At 70.5% G+C, this 19,028-nt stretch carries 13 protein-coding genes and 1 pseudogene; 4 read left to right on the top strand and 10 right to left on the bottom strand.

Going from position 1 to position 19,028, the window contains the following annotated elements; genetic code table 11:
- Positions 1–1,445 (bottom strand): annotated as a pseudogene (locus tag GA0115254_RS24280) (heavy metal translocating P-type ATPase); the annotation flags it as partial.
- A gap of 101 nt (positions 1,446–1,546) precedes the next feature.
- Between GA0115254_RS24280 and GA0115254_RS24275 the strand changes: the two are divergent.
- The gene (locus tag GA0115254_RS24275) at positions 1,547–1,951 is read left to right on the top strand and encodes an ArsR/SmtB family transcription factor (protein WP_093897397.1); all 405 of its coding nucleotides are present in this window, start codon (positions 1,547–1,549) and stop codon (positions 1,949–1,951) included.
- Between the two features lie 35 nt (positions 1,952–1,986).
- Here the strand turns inward: GA0115254_RS24275 and GA0115254_RS24270 are convergent, their stop codons facing one another.
- The gene (locus GA0115254_RS24270; protein WP_093897396.1) at positions 1,987–2,811 is read right to left on the bottom strand and encodes an alpha/beta fold hydrolase; all 825 of its coding nucleotides are present in this window, start codon (positions 2,809–2,811) and stop codon (positions 1,987–1,989) included.
- Positions 2,812–2,868: 57 nt separating this feature from the next.
- On the opposite strand from GA0115254_RS24270, the gene GA0115254_RS24265 reads away from it, so the two are divergent.
- From GA0115254_RS24265 to glpK, 3 genes are all read left to right on the top strand, one after another.
- Positions 2,869–3,342 carry a MarR family winged helix-turn-helix transcriptional regulator gene (locus tag GA0115254_RS24265; RefSeq protein WP_093897395.1) on the top strand — a complete coding sequence of 158 codons (474 nt, stop codon included), beginning with the start codon at positions 2,869–2,871 and terminating at the stop codon, positions 3,340–3,342.
- A 137-nt stretch (positions 3,343–3,479) separates the two neighbouring features.
- Positions 3,480–4,325, top strand: a complete 846-nt coding sequence (locus GA0115254_RS24260; protein ID WP_093897394.1) for an MIP/aquaporin family protein — start codon at positions 3,480–3,482, stop codon at positions 4,323–4,325.
- Positions 4,326–4,371: 46 nt separating this feature from the next.
- The gene (gene glpK, locus GA0115254_RS24255; protein WP_093897393.1) at positions 4,372–5,889 is read left to right on the top strand and encodes a glycerol kinase GlpK; all 1,518 of its coding nucleotides are present in this window, start codon (positions 4,372–4,374) and stop codon (positions 5,887–5,889) included.
- A 63-nt stretch (positions 5,890–5,952) separates the two neighbouring features.
- Here the strand turns inward: glpK and GA0115254_RS24250 are convergent, their stop codons facing one another.
- The 8 genes from GA0115254_RS24250 to hypE form a co-directional block, all read right to left on the bottom strand.
- Positions 5,953–8,226 (bottom strand): M20/M25/M40 family metallo-hydrolase, encoded by a 2,274-nt coding sequence (locus tag GA0115254_RS24250; RefSeq protein WP_093897392.1) that lies wholly within the window; start codon positions 8,224–8,226, stop codon positions 5,953–5,955.
- Positions 8,223–9,977 carry a non-ribosomal peptide synthetase gene (locus tag GA0115254_RS24245; protein ID WP_093897391.1) on the bottom strand — a complete coding sequence of 585 codons (1,755 nt, stop codon included), beginning with the start codon at positions 9,975–9,977 and terminating at the stop codon, positions 8,223–8,225. Before GA0115254_RS24245 ends, GA0115254_RS24250 begins: the two co-directional genes overlap by 4 nt.
- A complete protein-coding gene (locus tag GA0115254_RS24240; protein WP_141720902.1) occupies positions 9,974–13,270 on the bottom strand; it encodes a non-ribosomal peptide synthetase in 3,297 nt (1,098 codons plus the stop codon). The genes GA0115254_RS24245 and GA0115254_RS24240 overlap by 4 nt, the downstream gene beginning before the upstream one ends.
- A complete protein-coding gene (locus tag GA0115254_RS24235; protein ID WP_093897399.1) occupies positions 13,270–14,082 on the bottom strand; it encodes a class I SAM-dependent methyltransferase in 813 nt (270 codons plus the stop codon). Before GA0115254_RS24235 ends, GA0115254_RS24240 begins: the two co-directional genes overlap by 1 nt.
- 11 nt (positions 14,083–14,093) lie before the next feature.
- On the bottom strand, positions 14,094–15,167 hold the full coding sequence (locus GA0115254_RS24230; protein WP_093897389.1) for an ornithine cyclodeaminase family protein: 1,074 nt from the start codon (positions 15,165–15,167) through the stop codon (positions 14,094–14,096).
- A gap of 55 nt (positions 15,168–15,222) precedes the next feature.
- Entirely contained in the window at positions 15,223–16,449 is a 1,227-nt protein-coding gene (locus GA0115254_RS24225) for an MFS transporter (RefSeq protein WP_093897388.1), read from the bottom strand.
- 2 nt (positions 16,450–16,451) lie between these two features.
- Entirely contained in the window at positions 16,452–17,486 is a 1,035-nt protein-coding gene (locus tag GA0115254_RS24220; RefSeq protein ID WP_176740264.1) for a pyridoxal-phosphate dependent enzyme, read from the bottom strand.
- Between the two features lie 483 nt (positions 17,487–17,969).
- Positions 17,970–19,025 carry a hydrogenase expression/formation protein HypE gene (gene hypE, locus GA0115254_RS24215; RefSeq protein WP_093897398.1) on the bottom strand — a complete coding sequence of 352 codons (1,056 nt, stop codon included), beginning with the start codon at positions 19,023–19,025 and terminating at the stop codon, positions 17,970–17,972.
- Positions 19,026–19,028 lie beyond the last annotated feature (3 nt).

Raw genomic sequence — 19,028 nt, 5'->3', positions numbered from 1 at the left:
CGTCGGTACGCAGCCGGTCGGCGATGCCCAGGACGCCCACGGGGATGCCGTCGAGCACGACGAGGGCGGCGGTGCGGCCGTCCTCCTCCAGCCGCGCGGCGAGTTCGGCGGCGGCTTCGGCCTCGGCCTCGGCCTCGCCGGCAGGAACGTCCAGCAGGCGGGCCGGGCGTGCCGACGGCGACGGTGCGGCCGTCAACGGTGGCGCTCACGCCGGTGCCGGGGGCGGAGGTGAAGTCCGCCACCGACGGCAGCGCGAGACCGCGAGTCCGGGCTGCTTCGGTGACGGCGCGGGCGAGGGGGTGTTCGCTGGGATGCTCGGCCGCCGCCGCCAGCATGAGCAGGGCCTCCTCGGTCAGGCCCGAGGACGGGAGCGGACGGATGTCGGTGAGGCGTGGGGTGCCTTCGGTCAGGGTGCCCGTCTTGTCGAGTGCGACGGCGTCGATCAGACCGAGGCGTTCCATCACCACGGCGGACTTGATGAGCACCCCGTACCGTCCGGCGTTGGCGATCGCGGACAGCAGTGGCGGCATCGTGGCCAGCACCACGGCGCACGGCGAGGCCACGATCATGAAGGTCATCGCCCGGAGCAGCGTCGGCTGCAGTGCCGCGCCGAAGGCCAGGGGTACGGCGAACAGGGCGACGGTGGCGGCCACCATGCCCATCGAGTACCGCTGTTCGACCTTCTCGATGAACAGCTGGGTCGGGGCCTTCGTCCCCGATGCCTCCTCGACCATGGCGACGATCCGGGCGATCACCGAATCGGACGGGTCGCGCTCCACGGTCACCCGCAGCGCCCCGGTGCCGTTCAGGGTTCCCGCGAAGACCTCGTCGCCGGGTTCCTTGGCCACCGGCAGCGGCTCGCCCGTGATCGTCGCCTGGTCCACCTCGCTCGCCCCGTCGAGCACCCGGCCGTCGGCCCCGACGCGCTCGCCGGGGCGTACCAGGATCACGTCCCCGACCTTCAACTGGTGGGCGGGCACGGCCTCTTCGGCCCCGCCGTCGCCTTGGCGGGTCGCCGTGGCGGGCGCGAGATCGAGCAGACCACGCACCGAGTCGGCGGTCCGCGCGGCGGCGAACGCCTCCAGAGCTCCCGAGGTGGCGAAGATGACGATCAGCAGGGCGCCGTCCAGCACCTGCCCGATCGCCGCCGCGCCGAGAGCCGCGACGACCATCAGCAGATCGACGTCGAGCGTCTTTTCCCTGAGTGCCTTCAGCCCTTCCAGGCCCGGCTCCCAGCCGCCCGTGATGTACGTCATCGCGTACAGCGGGCCCCAGGTCCACCACGGTGCGCCGAGCAGTTGCAGGGGCAGCGCGACCAGGAAGAGCAGCAGCGCGGCCGCGGCCCAGCGGGCCTCCGGAAGGGCCAGGATCCGGGTACGCCGCCCAGGGCCTCCCGTTCGGACCTGGCCGGCGGGCGCGACCGGGCGGGTGAGGGTGGAAGACATGGGCGTGATCCTTCACGCGAGAGGGCGGAGTGGTTCGACCTCCGCACCATACAGGATCACATGAACACTCATTCATGCATACATCTCCGTAGGATGAGGGCATGGGCCACGGAGTTGACGCGAAGACCGCTGCCACCGCGCGCGAGCGCCTCGACGTGGTGGGGGCCACCGAGGTGGCGTCCACCCTTCAGGCCCTCGCCACCCCGTCCCGGCTCCGCATCCTGGCCCGCCTCCAGGAGGGCCCCTGCCCCGCGACGGAGCTCGCCGACGCGGTCGGCATGGAGCAGTCCGCCTGCTCCCACCAGTTGCGGCTGCTGCGCAACCTCGGCCTGGTCACGGGCGAGCGCAGGGGCCGCTCGGTGATCTACGCGCTGTACGACAACCACGTGGCCGAACTCCTCGACCAGGCCCTTTTCCACGTCGAGCACCTGCGCCTGGGACTCCACGACGCCCCGGCTCAGGTCGCCGCCGGGGCCGACGACGCGGTGGCCGCCGCCGGCCGCTGAGCACGGTCGCGCCCTGCGGGGCGGGCACGGCCTTTCTACGGGGCGGGCACGGCCGCCAGGAAGTCCCCGAGGATCCGGCTGAACACGTCCGGCTTCTCCATGTTGGGGTGGTGGGCGGCACCCTCGATGATCACCTCCCGCCCGTCGGCGACCGTCCGCACCAGGCGCCGGGCCATGGCGAGGTGATCCACCGCGTCGATGGACCCGTTGACTGCCAGGACCGGGACCGCGATCCCCGCCGCACGCGCCCAGGTATCGGGAACGGGCACTCTCAGGTCGGCTTCGCCACCGCTGTGCTTGGACAGCGTCCGGGCCGCCATCTCGCGCACCCTCGCCACCACTTCGTGGTCGACTTCGTCGAGCGTGCGGTGCGGGCCCGCCACGAAGAGCGTGAACGCGTCGATCCAGCCCTCGATGTCACCCGCGCCCAGGGCACGGGCCTGCGCGGGCAGGACCCCCTGGGCCCAGGGGTCGTCGAATTCGGGCTCGCTCGTCCCCGCCCCGCCGACGACCAGCGCACGCACCAGATCCGGGTGTTCCAGCGCGGTGTCGACCGCGGTGGCCGCACCCATCGACACCCCGGCCAGGACCGCGGGCCCCGCGTCGAGGTGGCGCAGCAGGGCGGCCAGGTCGTCGGTGTGCCGGAAGGGCCTGGTCGCGTTGGCCGATCCGCCGTGTCCACGGGCGTCCGGCACGATCACACGGTGGTGGCGCGACAGTTCCGGCACCTGGTCGTCCCACATCCCGTGATCCAGGAAACCACCGTGCAGCAGCACCAGCAGTGGGCCCTCGCCGGTGTCCCGGTGGACGAGGCGGCCGTCCTCGGTCTCGAAGAATTTCAGCTCGGAAGCAGCATTCATGACAACCAAGGTGCCACCCTCTCGCCATATTGACAACCCAGGTGTCATGATTGCCGGATGACTGATATCGACCCGCCCCTGCCGCCCGAGGAACTGGCCCACCGGCTCACGGAGGTCTTCGCCCTGGTCGGCCCGCTCTACCGGCGTGTGCAGCGCAAGGTGGAACAGACCGCGCCGATCGAGGGCCTGTCTGTCGGCGTGCGTGCCGTACTGGATCTGCTGCGCGAGAACGGACCCATGACGGTCCCCCGGATGGGCCGGGCGCAGGCGCTGAGCCGGCAGTTCGTGCAGCGCATGGTCAACGACGCCGCGGCCGCGGGACTGGTCGAGATCATCCCCAACCCCGCGCACCAGCGGTCGTCGCTGGTCCGGCTGACCGCGAGCGGCCGGGCGGCGATCACCGCCGCCCTGGCCCGTGAGCAGTCGCTGCTGCGCCAGGTGGGCGGGGACCTCACCGATGCAGATGTGGCGGCGTGCGTACGCGTGCTCGGGCGGATGCTGGAGCTCTTCGACCACGTCGACGTGGACTGAGAGCGGGTGCCGTTCCCGCCCCGGGGGAGGGCGGGAACCGTGTGTATGCCACCGAGTGCGGATCCAACTGCCCCCGTCTACGCTCAGATCTGGATCTATGCCGCAAGAGGTCGTGAATCGACAGGAAGCGAGATCCCATGGAGCGGCTCAAGCGGTCGGGGCTCGTCGGGGAGCTCTCCGCGGAATTCCTCGGCACGATGATTCTCATTCTCTTCGGCTGTGGAGTGGTGGCCCAGGTCGTCGCGGGCGGTGCGCTCACCGATCCGCCGGGCGGGCTCGGGAATCACGACAGCATCGCCTGGGCCTGGGGGCTCGGAGTCACACTGGGCATCTATGTGGCGGGCCGGCTCAGCGGGGCCCATCTCAACCCCGCCGTGACCGTCTCCCTCGCCACATTCAAGGACTTCCCCTGGAAGAAGGTGGCGCCGTACTCGCTCGCCCAGGTCGCGGGGGCGTTCGTCGCGGCGCTGCTGGTGCGGTGGAACTACACGGAGGCGCTGGCGAAGGCGGACCCGGGGCACACGATCAAGACGCAGTTCGTGTTCTCCACGCTTCCCGCCAACGGCAACCCCGCTCTTCCGGTCCACGAGTGGGGAGCCTTCCGGGACCAGGTCATCGGCACCGCGATCCTCGTGCTGCTCATCTTCGCGGTCACCGATCTCCTCAACACCCCGCCGGGCGCCAATCTCGCCCCGTTCATCGTGGGCCTCATCGTGGTCGCCATCGGCATGGCGTTCGGCACCAACGCCGGATACGCCATCAACCCGGCCCGTGACCTCGGCCCCCGGCTCGCGAGCTTCCTCACCGGTTACGGCGGGGCGTGGCGGGATCAGTACGGGAACTTCTACTTCTGGGTGCCGATCGTGGGCCCGCTGGTCGGCGGGCCACTGGGGGCGTTCGTCTACAAGGTGTTCATCAGCCGTTTCCTCCCCACGGCGGAAGAGGAACCGGAGGGAACCATCCCCCTACCGCCGGGGACGTGACGCCCGGTCCCGTCACCGAGCCCGGACTCAGGAGAGGCAGCATGCCATGGCGGACTTCATCGGCGCAGTGGACCAAGGCACCACCAGCAGCCGCTTCATGATCTTCGATCACGACGGGAACGAAGTGGCCAAGCACCAGTTGGAGCACGAACAGATCCTGCCCCGCCCCGGCTGGGTGGAGCATGACCCGGTGGAGATCTGGGAACGCACCAACTCGGTGATGCAGAACGCTCTGCGTACCGGAGGTCTGAGCGCCACCGATCTCGATGCCATCGGGATCACGAACCAGCGCGAGACCACCGTCGTCTGGGACCCCCGCACCGGTCGTCCGTACTACAACGCCATCGTGTGGCAGGACACCCGGACCGACTCGATCGCCAAGGCCCTGGAGAACGAGGGCCATGGCGAGGTCATTCGCCGCAAGTCGGGTCTGCCTCCGGCCACCTATTTCTCCGGCGGGAAGATCAAGTGGATCCTCGACAATGTCGAGGGGGTCCGCGAGGCTGCGGAACAGGGGCATGCGGTGTTCGGGAACACGGACTGCTGGGTGTTGTGGAACCTCACCGGCGGCCCCGACGGCGGCATCCACGCCACCGACGTGACCAATGCCAGCCGGACGATGCTGATGAACCTGGAGACGCTCGACTGGGACGACGAGTTGCTGGGCATCTTCGGCATCCCCAGGGCGATGCTGCCGGCCATCCACCCGTCCTCCGACGCGGAGGCGTACGGCCGCACACGCACGTCCCGGCCGCTGCGGGCCGCGATCCCGATCACCGGGGTGCTCGGCGACCAGCATGCGGCCACCGTGGGGCAGGTGTGCTTCGAACCGGGTCAGGCCAAGAACACGTACGGCACCGGAAACTTCCTCGTTCTCAACACCGGTACGGAGCTGATCCGGTCACGGCACGGCCTGCTCACCACCGTCGCCTACCAGTTCGACAAGAGCCCGGCCGTCTACGCTCTGGAGGGTTCCATCGCGGTCACGGGGTCCGCCGTGCAGTGGCTGCGGGACCAGATGAAGATCATCAGCGAAGCCGCAGAGAGCGAACGGCTCGCCAGAACCGTCGAGGACAACGGCGGGATGTACTTCGTACCGGCGTTCTCGGGCCTCTTCGCTCCCTACTGGCGCTCGGACGCCCGCGGCGCCATCGTCGGTCTCGCCCGCTACAACACCAACGCCCATCTGGCGCGGGCCACTCTGGAAGCCATCTGCTACCAGAGCCGGGATGTGGTGGAGGCGATGGAGCAGGACTCAGGTGTCCATCTCGATGTGCTCAAGGTCGACGGCGGGGTCACGGCCAACGACCTGTGCATGCAGATCCAGGCGGATGTCCTGGGGGTGCAGGTGAGCCGCCCGGTCGTCGCCGAGACCACCGCGCTGGGCGCCGCGTACGCGGCGGGTCTCGCCACCGGTTTCTGGCGCGACCAGGGCGAGTTGCGGGAGCACTGGCAGGAGTCGAAACGCTGGGAGCCGCAGTGGAGCGACGAGCGGCGCGCCGAGGGTTACGCCGATTGGAAGAGGGCGGTCGAGCGCACTCTCGACTGGGTGAAGGTGGGTTGACGTCAGGGGTCCGACCACCGTACGGGCGTGCACGGCCGGGCACGCCCGTACGGTGTGGTCGGCTCAGGACTCGGTGCGCAGTCCGGCCAGCAGCTGATAGACGGTTTCGGTGCCTTGCCGCAGGGCTTCGACGCCGATGTGTTCGTCGGTGCCGTGCATGCGCTTGAGCATGTCCCGGTTCACGGTGAACGGGTACATGCCGTAGACGGGCACGTTCTGTTCCCGGAACGGCACCGCGCTGGTGACCGCCTCGAACTGGCAAGCGGTGGCCCGTACCCCGGGGTGTGTCCTGCGTACGGCTGTCTGCCAGGCGCGGAAGACGTCCGTGTCATAGCCGGAGTCGGGCACGGCCAGGTAGCCGCGCAGCCGGTCCAGGGCCTGTTGCTCGCTCTCGCCGGGGTTGCCGACCACGGTCAGCGCCGCCCGGTTGCCGATCAGCGAGCGCAGTTCGGCGACGATGCGGCCGGGGTCGTCGGCCCCGGGGAGGAAGGCGGCCCGGAACTCCGCGGTCGCCGTGCCCGGCACGATGCTCGGGTAGTAGCCGGACTGCGCGGAGGTGAAGGCGAGCGTGGTGCGCAGCATCGCGTTGTGCAGCTCAGGGGTCTCGCTGAGCCGTACCACCGCTTCGCCGGCCCTGTCCCGCTGCTGTTCCGTACGGGCGTCGAGCATCTCGCGCAGGGCCTCGGCGAGCGACGGGTCGGTGGTGGCCTCGGCGAGTTCGGCGAAGTACTGCCGGGACAGCGCGTTGGGACGGATGTGTGCGCGCCACTGGCCGAGTTGGTCGAGCACCTCCCCCAGCCGGATCACAGCCTGTCCTGTGAATGGCTTGGACGTGTGGGTGGCGTACGAGGAGGTCTCCAGGCGCAGCAGCAGGGAGCGCTTGTCGTTGCAGGTGAGCGAGGCGATCATGGGCGTCCTGCCGTCGCGCTGGTTGAGCACCCAGCCGCCCTCGGTGATGACCGCGCCCGCCTCGACCTTGCCCGGGTGTTCCGTGAGGAGCCAGCGCACCCCGTAGGGCCCCTGTTCCTCGTCGCAGTCGGACCAGAAGACGATGTCGCGGTCGAAGGTCGCGCCCTCGCGGACATGGCGCAGCAGAGCGGCGACGAATGCGGCGTCGACGCCCTTCATGTCGAGCGAGCCGCGGCCGTACAGCTTGCCGTCCTTGATGTCCCCGGCGAAGGGGTCCGTCGTCCATTTGTCACCGATGGCGGGGACCACGTCGGAGTGGCCGAGCAGGACGAGTGGTTTCTTCCGGGCCGCCCCGCTGCCGGGGACGCGGGCGAAGAAGTGGACGTTGCCTTCCTTGGGGGTGGGCACGATCTCGGTGCCCACCCCGGCCTCGCGGAAGATTTCCTGGAGCATCTGGGCGAACGGCTGGGTGTGCGCACCGTCGCCGGGGTTGCTGGTGTTCTGGCGGATCATGGCCACGGCGAGGACCACGGGGTCGGTGGGATCGCCCTCGAAGGAGATACCGCCGGCGGCGGTCGGCGCGACGGCCGACGCTCTGGGTGTCGTGGCCGGCACCGCAGCGAGGCCCAGCACCGTGCCCGCGACGGCCGTCGCTCCGGCGCCGAGCACGGAACGTCGTGACGGCCGGGCTCCGGGAAGTCCGTCCAGGCAGGCGGAGATGACCGCTGCCGGGTTCTCCTGGTGGGCGTAGTGACCGCCCTCGACGGACAGCAGAGTGCACTCGCCACGGGTCCAGTCGATCCAGCGGCGCACGGTCACTTCGGGCACGTGCGGGTCCTCGGTGGCCCACACCGCGCGCAACTCGACGTGCGGTACGGGACTCCGGCTGCCGTCGTAGCCCGCGGCCAACTGCAGATCGGCGATGACGGGAGGCAGCAGCACCTCCTCGAACTCGGGGTCCGCCAGCAGCTCCGGGTCGGTCAGTCCGGTCCCGGCCGCGAAGGCACGGGCGTCCTCGACGGTCACGTCCCCACCGTCGCCGTGGAAGTCACCGGGGCACTGTCCGGCCACCGCGCACAGCCGCGCGACCGGCACCCCGGAGTCGAGCAGTCGGCAGCACGTCTCGTACGCAAGGAGCGCACCGAGGCTGACGCCGATCAGCACCAGCCGCCGCCCTCCCCGCAGTGCGCGTATCTCGGCCGCCACGGCATCCGCGTAGGCAGTCATGTCCGTGACGGGTTCCTCGTCGACGCGGGTACCGCGGCCCGGCGGGGTGATCAGCGCGAGTGCGGTGTCCTCGGGCAGCCGGCCCCGCCAGTTCGCGAACGTCGAACCGTGGGCGCCGGTGGGTGCGAAGCAGACGGCGAGGGTGCCTGCCTCGCTCTCCGGCCAGGTTTCGCCCGGCACGCTCAACCATGGGACGTTCATGCCTGTTCCTCCTGCTGGATCTCGCGGCACAGCGCAGCGATCGCGGTGACGGTGGGTGCGCCGAGGATCCGGCGCAGCGGGACGCGTCGGCCTGCTGTCGTCGCCAGCCGGTTGGCGAGCCGCACGGCGAGCAAGGAGTGGCCCCCGGCGTCGAAGAAGTTCTGTTCCGCCGAGGCCGGTGGGGCGCCGAGCAGTTCCTGCCAGAGGGCGGCGACAGCGGCCTCGGTGTCTCCGTTCGGGGTGAATCCGGCTGTCTGCTCCTGCCCGATACTCTGCACGAGCGTGCGCAGGGCCGTGCGGTCGAGCTTGCCATTGGTGCTCAGCGGGAGCCGCGGGACCTGCTGGATACGGGCGGGCAACATGTAGTCGGGCAGCCGGTCGCGCAGATAGCCGCGCAGGGCGGCGGGCCCGCTCTCCTCGTCGGCGGTGAAGCAGGCGACGATGCGTGCTTCGCCGCCCTCGCTCTCCGCGTACGCCCCCGCATCGGTGATGTCCGGCGCCTTGCGCAGCGTGGCCTCGATCTCCTCCAGCTCGACGCGGTAGCCGCGTACCTTGATCTGGTTGTCGGTGCGTCCGGTGATCTCCCATACCTCGTCCGGGAGTTGGCGGCCCCGGTCTCCGGTCCGGTAGTACAGGACTCCTGCGTCGTCCGTGGTGAAGCGGTCCTCGCCGTCGCCGCCGAGATAGCCGAGGGCGAGCGGGGGCCCGGAGACCCACACCTCACCCGTCACACCGGATGGCAGCCGTCGGCCGAGGCGGTCGCGGACCGAGAGCGAGGCACTCGCCACGGGTCTGCCGACGGGGACACGTTCGGCGTCCGCGGGCAGTCGGGCGGTGTCGTACGCGGCGACGTTGGAGGCGGTCTCCGTCATGCCGTACAGGTTCAGCAGCGTGGCGTCGGGCCAGACCTCACGGAAGCGCAGGACCGTGTCCACCGGGAGGGTGTCGGCGCCACTGGTGACGAGCACGGGCCGGTGCCCGCCGGGGTGTTTGGCGCTCTCCTCCAGCAGCCCGGCGATCAGCTGCGGGGTCAGGAAGAGATGCGTGATCCGCTCCCGCTCGACGGCGGCGGCGAACAGCACCGGGTCGAGCAGTTCGTCGGTGCCGAGCACGACGGACGGAATGCCCTTCAGCAGTCCGCCCAGCAGCTCCCAGGGCGAGGCGACCAGCGCCAGGGATTTCTGGACGGCCAGTACCGCGTCGTCGGGGAACGGGTGGTCCTGCCACATCCACTCCAGCCGTCCGCGGACCGAACGCCGGCTGATGCGTACGCCCTTGGGGTTTCCGGTCGTCCCCGAGGTGTAGACGATGTGGAACAGCGCGTCGTCGTCGGGCTCCTGCCCGGGGGCCTGGTGCAGCGGGCCGTCGGTGACGGGCGCGAGCGTGACTCGGGGGGCGTCAAGTGTGGGGAACTGATCGAGTCCGGGCTCGGCCAGCACGCAGTGCGGTCCTGTCTCCTCCACCATCCGGCGCTGTCGTCGCACGGGTATCGCCGGGTCGAGCCCGAGGTAGGCCGCGCCCGTTTTCAGCACGGCGAGGACTCCGGCGACGGCGGCGGGGCCGCGCTGGGCGGCAAGTGCCACCAGCGAGCCGGGGCCCGTTCCTTTGGCGGCGAGCCGGGCGGCCAGCCGGCCGCTCCACTCGTCGAGTTCACGGTAGGTGAGGTTGGTGTCGTTGTGGCGCAGGGCGACGGCCCGGGGGTGGGCCGCCACCTGCCCGGCGAAGCGTTCCAGCAGGGTCGGCGTGGTCATCGATGATCGTCTCCGGGCAGCAGGTCGAGGGAACGGATGGTGGTGTGCTCCGCACGCTCCGGGTCGGTCAGGGCCCGCAGCGCGATCAGCGTGGATTCCAGTACGTTGCGGGCTGCCGGGGCGTCGAACAGCTCCTGCTGGTACGCGTACTGCAACAGCAGCCGGTCGGGGCCGTGCGGCTGGACGTACAGCGCGCAGTCGTACTTGGTGTAGCCGGTGTCCAGCTCGACGAAGCGGAACCCGACGTCCGAGGCGGTGGTGGCACGCGCCGGGTACGGCAGCATGTTGAGCATGGTCTGGAAGACCGGTGTCGCCGAGGCGCTGCGTGAGGCGGCCGGAAGCAGCCGCAGTGTCCAGCCGAAGGGGTGATCGGCTGCGGCATACGCGTCGTACACCGTCTCCCGCACCTGTGTGGTGAACTCCGCGAGGGTCGCGGTCGCATCGATGTGCAGACGCAGCGGCAGCATGGCGAGCATGAACGCCGGGACCTCGGCCGCCTCCGGCCGCTCCCGGCCCGCCATCGGGGCGCCGACGATCACCTCGTCCGCGTCGCCGTAGTAACTCAGGGCCAGCGCGTAGGCGGCCAGCAGCGGCACGAATGCGGTGGCGGAGGCGGACAGTGCGGTGTCGCGCAGCCGCTGGGACAGACGCTCGTCGAGGACCGCCTCGGTGATCTCGCCCCGGTAGGTGGGCGTGGCGGGCCGCTGCTTCTGTGCGACCTGCAGTACCGGGAGATCGCCCGAGAGCCGGCGCAGCCAGTACTTCCCCGCCTCGGTGACTTCATCGGTGGCAAGGCGCGCCTCCACATGGTCCAGATAGCGGTCGTACCGCGTGGCGCGCTCGGGGTCGGGGCCGGCCGGCTGCTGTTCGTACAGTTCGGCGAGCCGCTGGAACAGCACGGTGGCGCCCCAGCCGTCGAGGAGCAGCTCGTGCATGGTGACCAGCAGCCGGTGCTGTCCGCCGGGCAGTCGGAACAGCTCGGTCCGCATGGCGGGTTCGGCAAGGAGGTCGAAGGGCTTGGCGGCCTCCTCGGCGGCCACTGTGCGGAACTCGTCCGCGGTGATGTCCCGCGCCGGTCCGGGCGGCGGCACTTCCCAGTGCGGATAGTGGTGCACCACTGCCTGCCCGCCCGGCTCGTCGGTCTCGGCGAACCGGGCGAGGAGCAGCGGGTTCTCGGAAAGCAGCAGCTGCCAGGCCCGCGCCAGCCGTGCCACGTCCAATGGCCCGTCCATTTCCAGGGAGCCTTGGTAGCTGTAGTAGGGGCTGAGCGGGTCGAGTCGCCAGTGGAAATAGACACCGGCCTGCTGCGGGGTGAGCGGCCGGGTCCGCGGGGCCTCCCAGGCATGTTCCGCACGGGTGCCTGCCGCCTGCTGCCGGTGGCGGCCGAGCACGGCGAGTGCGGCGGGGCTGCCGTCGCGCAGCACGTCGCGCAGACCCGCGGCCGATCCCTTCTCCCGCAGTGCCGCGACCAGCCGCATGGCCAGCAGCGAGTCGCCGCCCAGCTCCAGGAACGAGTCGTCCCGGCCGACCCGCCCGGTGCCGAGGAGTTGGGAGACGAGGGCCGCGATCGCGGTCTCCGCGTCGCCGCGCGGTGGTGTGTACGGGCGGCGATCGGGGCGGCTGCGGCGCGGTGGTGCGGGGAGTGCCTTGTAGTCCGTCTTGCCGTTCCGGGTGAGTGGGAGGTCGGGCAGGACGACGAAGGTGTGCGGCACCATCGGCGCGGGGAGCCGTTCGGACAGATGGGCGCGCAGTGACTCCTTCGCCACCTCGTCGCCGGAGGCGGTGACATACGCGACGAGCCGTGGCGGCTGAGCGGCCACCGGGGTGTGGGCGCTCTCGCGGGCCACCAGGGCACCGGCGTCGTCGGGCGTGTGGACGGTGACGGCGCAGGCGGCGATCGCGGGGTGGCCGCCGAGGACCGCCTCGATCTCGGCGAGCTCCATGCGTACGCCGCCGAGCTTCACCTGCCGGTCGACCCGGCCCAGATACTCCAGCCGGCCGTCCGGCAGTACGCGTACGGCGTCCCCGGTGCGGTAGAGGCGCCCGGCGCCGTCGCCGAAGGGGTCGGTGAAGAAGGCACGAGCGGTGCTCTCCGGTTCTCCGAGGTAGCCGCGGCCCACGGCGATTCCTCCGACGAACAACTCGCCGGTCTCCCCGTGCGCACAGGCGTGCCACTCCCCCTCCTCGGAACGAAGCACATACAGCGCTGCGTTTCCGATGGGAGAACCGATCGGCAGATGGCGTACTCCGGCAGCCGGTGAGCCGAGTACGGCATGCGTGACATCGTCCGAACACTCGGTGGGACCATAGGCGTTGAGCAGTCCGATGCCCGGCATGGTCTCGTGCCACCGCCGGGCCAGGGCGGGTGGCAGCTCCTCGCCGGTGGCGATCATCCAGCGCAGCGCGCCGGGCCCGGTCCCTGCGCCCTCATGGGCGTCGAGCAGGAAGCGGACCAGTGTGGGTACGGTTTCCAGCACCGTGGTTCCGTGGCGGCGCAGCTCCTCCAGCAGCAGTGCGCCGTCCTGCGCCTGCTCGTCGCCGAAGATCTGTACGCGGCCGCCGACGAGCAGAGGAGCGAGCATCTGCCAGACGGAGATGTCGAAGCCCAGCGGTGCGGTCTGCGCCAGCCGGTCGTCGGCGGTCAGTCCCAGGTCGTCGACCTTGGCCCACAGATGGTTGAGCATCCCCTGGTGTTCGACGATCGCGGCCTTGGGGCGGCCGGTCGATCCGGAGGTGTAGAGGACGTAGCGCACCTCGTCGGCGGCGGGCGGTGCGGTGCGGATGTACGGAGGGTCCGCCGGTTCCGGTGCCGCGGTGGGGACCCCGGCCGCCCGGGCGCCCTTGACCAGTTCGCCGCAGTCCGCCTCTGCACCGGTGGTCAGCATGAGCACGGCGCCGCTGTCGGTGAGGAGGGACTCGACGCGGGCGGCGGGCCAGCCCGCGTCCACCGGCAGATAGACGGCACCCAGCAGCTCCAGTGCGAGAAAGGTCGTGATGACGTCGCTGCCGCGCCGGCCGCCGACCGCGACGATCTGCCCGGGCGAGATTCCGGCAACCGCCAGCCGTGCGGCTGTGCGACGCATCCGGTCTGCCAACTGGGCGTATTCGATGGATATTGCGCCGTCGTCGATCGCCGTGCGGTCAGGGTGCGTGGCCGCGTACCGCTCGACGTACGCGTGGACTCCCTCGCCGAGCTCGTACGGCTCGCTGCGGGTGAGCGCCAGGGCGACGGCCCGCTCCCGTGCCCCTTCGGCCAGCGGGAGCGTCGGATAGTGCTCGGGTATGCCGGTCACTACGCCCCCTTCTTCTCCGCGACGACGAGCAGATACTCGACGGGCACGCCGGTGCCCCGCTCGTCGGTGGTGTGGAAGCCTTCGGTCATCTCGGCCATCTCCGCTCGCAGTTCCTTCCAGCGCGAGGGCGGCGAGATGGTGTTCTTCGCTGCGATGCAGGGACCGAAGCAGTTCTCGAAGAAGGCGACCAGATCCTCGGCCGTGTCGAACGGGTAGAAGAGTTCCCGGCGTTCGGACGTGACGGTGAATCCGGGGCCGAGGAGTTCGGCGAGATAGTCCGGGGAGCCCCACAGCATGGGCTGTCCCTGATGGCCGTTGGGTGAGGGGAAGTAGGCCGAGAGGATCTCCTGGAAGTGGGCGGTCCAGCTGCGTGCCGTCCAGTTGCACATGCCGATCCGGCCGCCGGGCCGCAGCACCCGGGCCATCTCGCCGGATGACGCGGCGTGGTCGGGCGCGAACTGGATCCCATAGGTGGAGGTCACGAGGTCGAACGAGGCGTCCGAAAAAGAGAGTTCCTGCGCGTCACCGCGGTGCAGCTCCACCTCGACACCGGCACGTGAGAATCGTGCGCGCGCGTCGGGGAAGAACTCGTCGGTCAGATCCAGCCCGGTGACGTCACAGCCGCGCAGGGCGGACAGCAGCGCGACGTTGCCATTTCCTGTGGCGACGTCGAGATGGCGGGTGCCCGGCTCCGGGGCGAGCCGGTCGACCAGCTCGACGGCGCCGGGCCGCAGCAGATCGGCGACGTGCCGGTACTCACCGTACGACCACATGGTGCGGTTGATCTCCTGGACGTATCGATCGATCGTCATGCGGATCCCCCTCAGAGTGTGAGCCGGGCGCCCAGACCGGCGGCTTCGGCGCGGGCGTGGATGCGGTCGGCGACGGCGACGTCGAGGATCGACATACCGAACGGGTTGCTGATCACGATCTCTTCCCGGTCTCGGCGGCCGGGGTGCCGGCCGGCGAGCACATCGCCGAGCGTGCCGTCGACGCGGCGGGCACCGGGTTGTGCGGTGACTCCTTCTCGCGGGGTGCCGTCGGGGCCGAGCAGGGTGCCCGCCCGGTGCATCCGGCCCAGCAGCCGGCGCGGGTCGTCACGGACCAGGCTCCAGTCGTCGACGATCAACGTGCCGGCCGAGAGCACCGCCGCCTCGGTGAGGTCGTCCAGCGAGACATGGCAGACGAGCGCACCCGGACGCAGCCAGTCAGGCTCGATGTAGCCCCGGGTCACCGTCGTGACGGGCACGACGAGTTCGGCGTCCCGCACCGCCTCACGCGGGCCGTCGGCGAGCACCGTCTCGACGTCCGCGGCCCCGGGGAGCGAAGCGATGTACCGGGCGACGGACTTCGCACGGTCGGGCGCCACGTCGTACAGCGAGATTCGGCGCAGCGTGGGCACGGTGCGCAGCAGCAGCGCCACATGCGCCTGTGCGAGCGCGCCGCAGCCGAGGAGTGCCAGCTGTCGTGGCTCCTCCACCGCCAGATGGCGAACGGCGAGTGCGGTCACCGCCGCGGTGCGCATCGCGCTGATGTACGCGGCCTCCATCAGTGCGAGGGGGCGGGCGGTCTCCGGGTCGAGGAGCAGGGTGAAGCCCTGGGAGCGCGGAATGCCACGTCCCGGGTTGCCGATCGAGGCGTTGATGGTCTTCATGCCGATGACCGGTGGCCTGCCGTCCGGGACCAGCGCACCGGGCATGGCCAGCAGTCGGGCCGAGTCGCCCTGCGGCGTGGTCCAGCCGAGGTAGGCCTCCTCGGGTAGGACCGACTGTCCGGCGGAGTGCAGCGTGAGCGCCTCGGCCACCGCCGTCACGATGTCCACGTCGCGGGCCGCCTCGATGACGTCCGCACGGGTCAGATAGCGGAAGTGGCTGTCGGGGTATTGCTCGAAGTCCATTGCGGGCGCAGCTCCTTGGCGAGAGGGTCGGTGGTGGGAAGGGTCCGGGGGTGGTTCAGTCGCCGGCGCCGCGCGGCCCGCGCAGCATCGCGAAGGGGACGAGCGCGCCGAGCAGCAGCACGCAGGCGAGCGCGATCCAGCCGGCCGTACCGAGGGCGAGGACGACGCCGGTCATCAGCACCGGGCCCGCGACTCGGTTGGCGACGGTGCGGCTGGTGTTGAACAGCACCAGGTAGGCGCTGCGCGCCCGCTCGGGTGCCAGGTCGAAGGAGAGGGTCCACGAGGCGCCGACCTGGAGCAGCTCGGCGAACGTCAGAAGGACGACGGCGGCACCGAGCACCAGCGCTGCTTCCCGCGTTCCGAAGCCGGGGGCGGCGGCGAAGGCCAGGGTGCCGCAGCTGAGCAGCAGTGCCGCGGTCGCGTACGAGTACCACGCCCGGCGCGTTGTGCTGTAGCAGCGGTTGAGCGGGTACTGAAGGGCGATGCACAGCACGGTGTTGACGGCGTACAGGATTCCGACATAACGCTCCGGTACGTCGGTCGCGGTGACGAGCCACAGCGGGAAGGCCACGTTGAGCACCGGCATCCAGAGCGACACCAGTGCGTTGTACGCGGTGAAGCCCAGCAGCCGCCGGTCCTTGAGCAGATCCGCGACACGGGCGCTCTCGACAGCGGTCGCGGCTTCCTCTCCCCGGGCGGTGGCGTACACCACAGCCACCATCACATAAGCGAGTGCGCCACCGATCAGCAGCGGCCGGAAGGCCCCGGGCGCTCCGGAACCCAGGGCGACTCCGGCGATCAGCCCGCCCAGACTGATGCCGAGGTTGACGACGGTGCGCTGCACGGCCATCACCTTCGCGCGCAGGCTCTCGGGGGCTCGCGCACCGACGTACGACTGCACCAGTGGGGGCGAGGACTGCTCGGTGACGGCAATGACGGCGACCACGAGGAGAAAGCTCCACCAGCCGTCCACCCACAGATAGCCGACGGTGGCCAGGGCGCGCAGCAGCATCACACCGATCAGCACCGGCTTCGGCCCGAATCGACCGGCCAGCCGGGCGATGGGCACGGCGGCGGCGATGGCGACGGCTCCGCCGATCGTCAGGCCGGTGCCGACGGACGACGTGCTGAGATGAGCGACCTTGACGAAGTAGATGGTCGAAACGGCGAGGAACAGTCCCGTACCGGTCCACTCGATCAGCGTGGCGCTCTGGACCAGCGGCAGAAACTGCCGGTAGTCGGGGCCCGTCCGCCGTCGGTCAAGGGTGGTGCTCGTGCTCATGGTCAGTGCTCCTGGTGCTTTCGGTCGAAGAAGAGACCTTCGCGGCGCAGTTGTTCCTCGGCGGCCGTGATCTCCTTGACGACGCCCTGCTCGGTCGCCCAGTCGTCGCAGTAGAGGGTGTCGCGGTATTTGCCGCCGCCGTCGGCGGCCAGGCAGACTGCGAGCCGGTCGTCCATGCGGCCGTTCTCCAGGTCGGTCAGCAGCGCGCGTACGGCGCAGCCGCTGGATCCCCCGAGTGCGAGTCCCACGTCCTCGGCGAGGATCCGGCAGACGGCGATCGCCTCGATGTCGTCGACGTGCACGGCACGGTCGTAGCCGTGCGGCCCCTTGAGGAAGGCGGACGGCCGGCTGGCTCCGATGCCCGGCAGCAGCCGGCGTCCGGCGCTGCCTGCGACGGCCAGCGAACCGCGTACGTCCACGGCGACCGCGGCGACGTCGGGCCGGTGCCGGCGCAGATGTGCGCTGATGCCGGCGAGGGTGCCACCGGTGGAGACCGGCACGTACACCGCGCCGAGTTCCGGTCCCGCCTGCTCGGTGATCTCGGGTCCGGTGGTGCGGCGGTGGATGTCGGGCGAGGCCCAGTTCTCGTACTGGTTGGGCCAGCGGTATCCAGGGTTCCGGTCGCACAGGTCGCGCACCCTGCGCAGCCGGCTCAGCAGGTAGCCGCCGTGTCCGTCCGGTTCGTCGACGACGATCACCCCGGCGCCGCGTTCGGTCAGCATGGTGCGGGTGGCGAGCGGGGTCTTGGGATCGACCACCGCGAGGAAGACGCAGTCGATGGAGGGTAGTAGCCGGGCCAGGGCCAGGCCGAGATTGCCGGAGGTGGATTCCACCACCACCGTGCCCGGGGTGAGCGGTCGTTCGTCATGCAGCGCCTGTAGCAGCCCGATGGCGCTGCGGTCCTTCACCGATCCGGTGGGGCCGTGTTCTTCGAGTTTCAGTCCCAGACGCCGCACCCGGTCCCGGTAGGCGACGTCCAGGTAAAGTAAGGGAGTCCTGCGGAGGGCCCGTGCCAGGACGGGTTTGACACGCGGCACTGCTTCCCCCTGTGCGATGCGTCGTTGACCTCTTCCATGGTTCGACCGGCCTGCCCCGCTGCGCGCACTCAGACCTTAGGCGTGCATCCCCCGGTGTCACCACGCCACTGCCCGGCGCGCGTGTCGCTCTTGGCCAGAACAGCGCTTGACGCCTCTTCGCGCCCCTCCGCATCCCTGCTGAGGCTCCCAGCGCCGACGCGTGGACGACTCGGTGGTCCGCCGCGCACAGGGTGCGGTCGGCAATTCGAAATGGCCGGTTCGGTACAGCACCTGTCGGTGCTGCCGGACCCGCACGACGAGAACCGTCCCGCCGCTGTGCCAGAACGGTTCCGTCGCTGTGCGGTCGGAGCCCGACGTGGTGGCCCGGACTGCCGGACAGAGGCCGTCCGGGTCACCGACATGCCCGGTGATCTCCCTTGCCCTGCAACCGGATCCTGCGTGCAAGCGGGCATGCCATGGGATCCGGCGCAGGGCGGCGGGCCGTCAGCAGATCCGCGGCAGTTGCTCCCCGACCGGCAGGTCGACCACCCGTGTACCGCCGAGCCCGGTGCGGGCCACCACCATGCCCGGGTGGGCGTCCACCACCTCACCGATCACTGCCGCGTCCCGGCCCAGCGGGTGTGCACGCATCGCGTCCAGGATCGCCTCGGCGTGTTCACGCGGTACGAACGCCACCAGCTTCCCCTCGTTGGCGACGTACATCGGGTCGAGTCCCAGGATGGCGCAGGCATTGGCCACCGGCGGGGGGACAGGGACGTCTCGCTCCTGGATCACGACGCCTGTGCCCGACGCCGCCGCGATCTCGTTGAGGGATGCGGCGAGCCCCCCACGGGTGGGGTCGCGCAGAACGTGCAGGTCTCCGGTGACCGCGAGCATGGCCTCCACGAGTCCTCCCAGGGCCGCGCAGTCGCTTTCGATCTCGACGCCGAACTCCAGTCCCTCGCGCACGCTCATGATCGCCACGCCGTGGACACCGATCGCCCCGTTGACGATCACGACGTCACCCGGGACGACACGCTGCGGACGCAGGTCGACGCCGGCCGGGATGAGGCCGATGCCGGCAGTGTTGATGAAGATGCCGTCGCCGTGACCGGCTTCGACCACCTTGGTGTCCCCCGTCGCCACCTCGACGCCCGCGTTGCGCGCGGCGGCGCCGAAGGCTTCGGCCACGCGCGCGACGACGGAGAGCTCGACGCCCTCCTCCAGGATGAATCCGCAGGACAGATAGGCGGCACGCGCACCGCTCATGGCCAGATCGTTGAGGGTGCCGTTGACCGCGAGGTCGCCGATACTGCCACCGGGGAAGAACAGCGGCCGCACCACGAACGAGTCGGTGGAGAAGGCCAGGCGGGCGCCGCCCAGCGACACCGTTGCCGAATCGCCCATCTGCGCGAGCACCTCGCCTCCGAAGGCGGGGGCGAAGAGGTGCTGGACCAGCTCGGCGGAGAGCGCGCCGCCACCGCCGTGGCCCATCACGATGCGCGGGTGATCCCGCAGTGGGGCCGGGCACGTCCATGCCGTGGGATCGAGCGGCGGGATACC

This window comes from Streptomyces sp. Ncost-T10-10d (assembly GCF_900091955.1).
GTDB lineage: Bacteria > Actinomycetota > Actinomycetes > Streptomycetales > Streptomycetaceae > Streptomyces.
The sequence above is the reverse complement of the archived record's forward strand: the minus strand, read 5'-3'. Positions and strand labels throughout refer to the sequence as shown.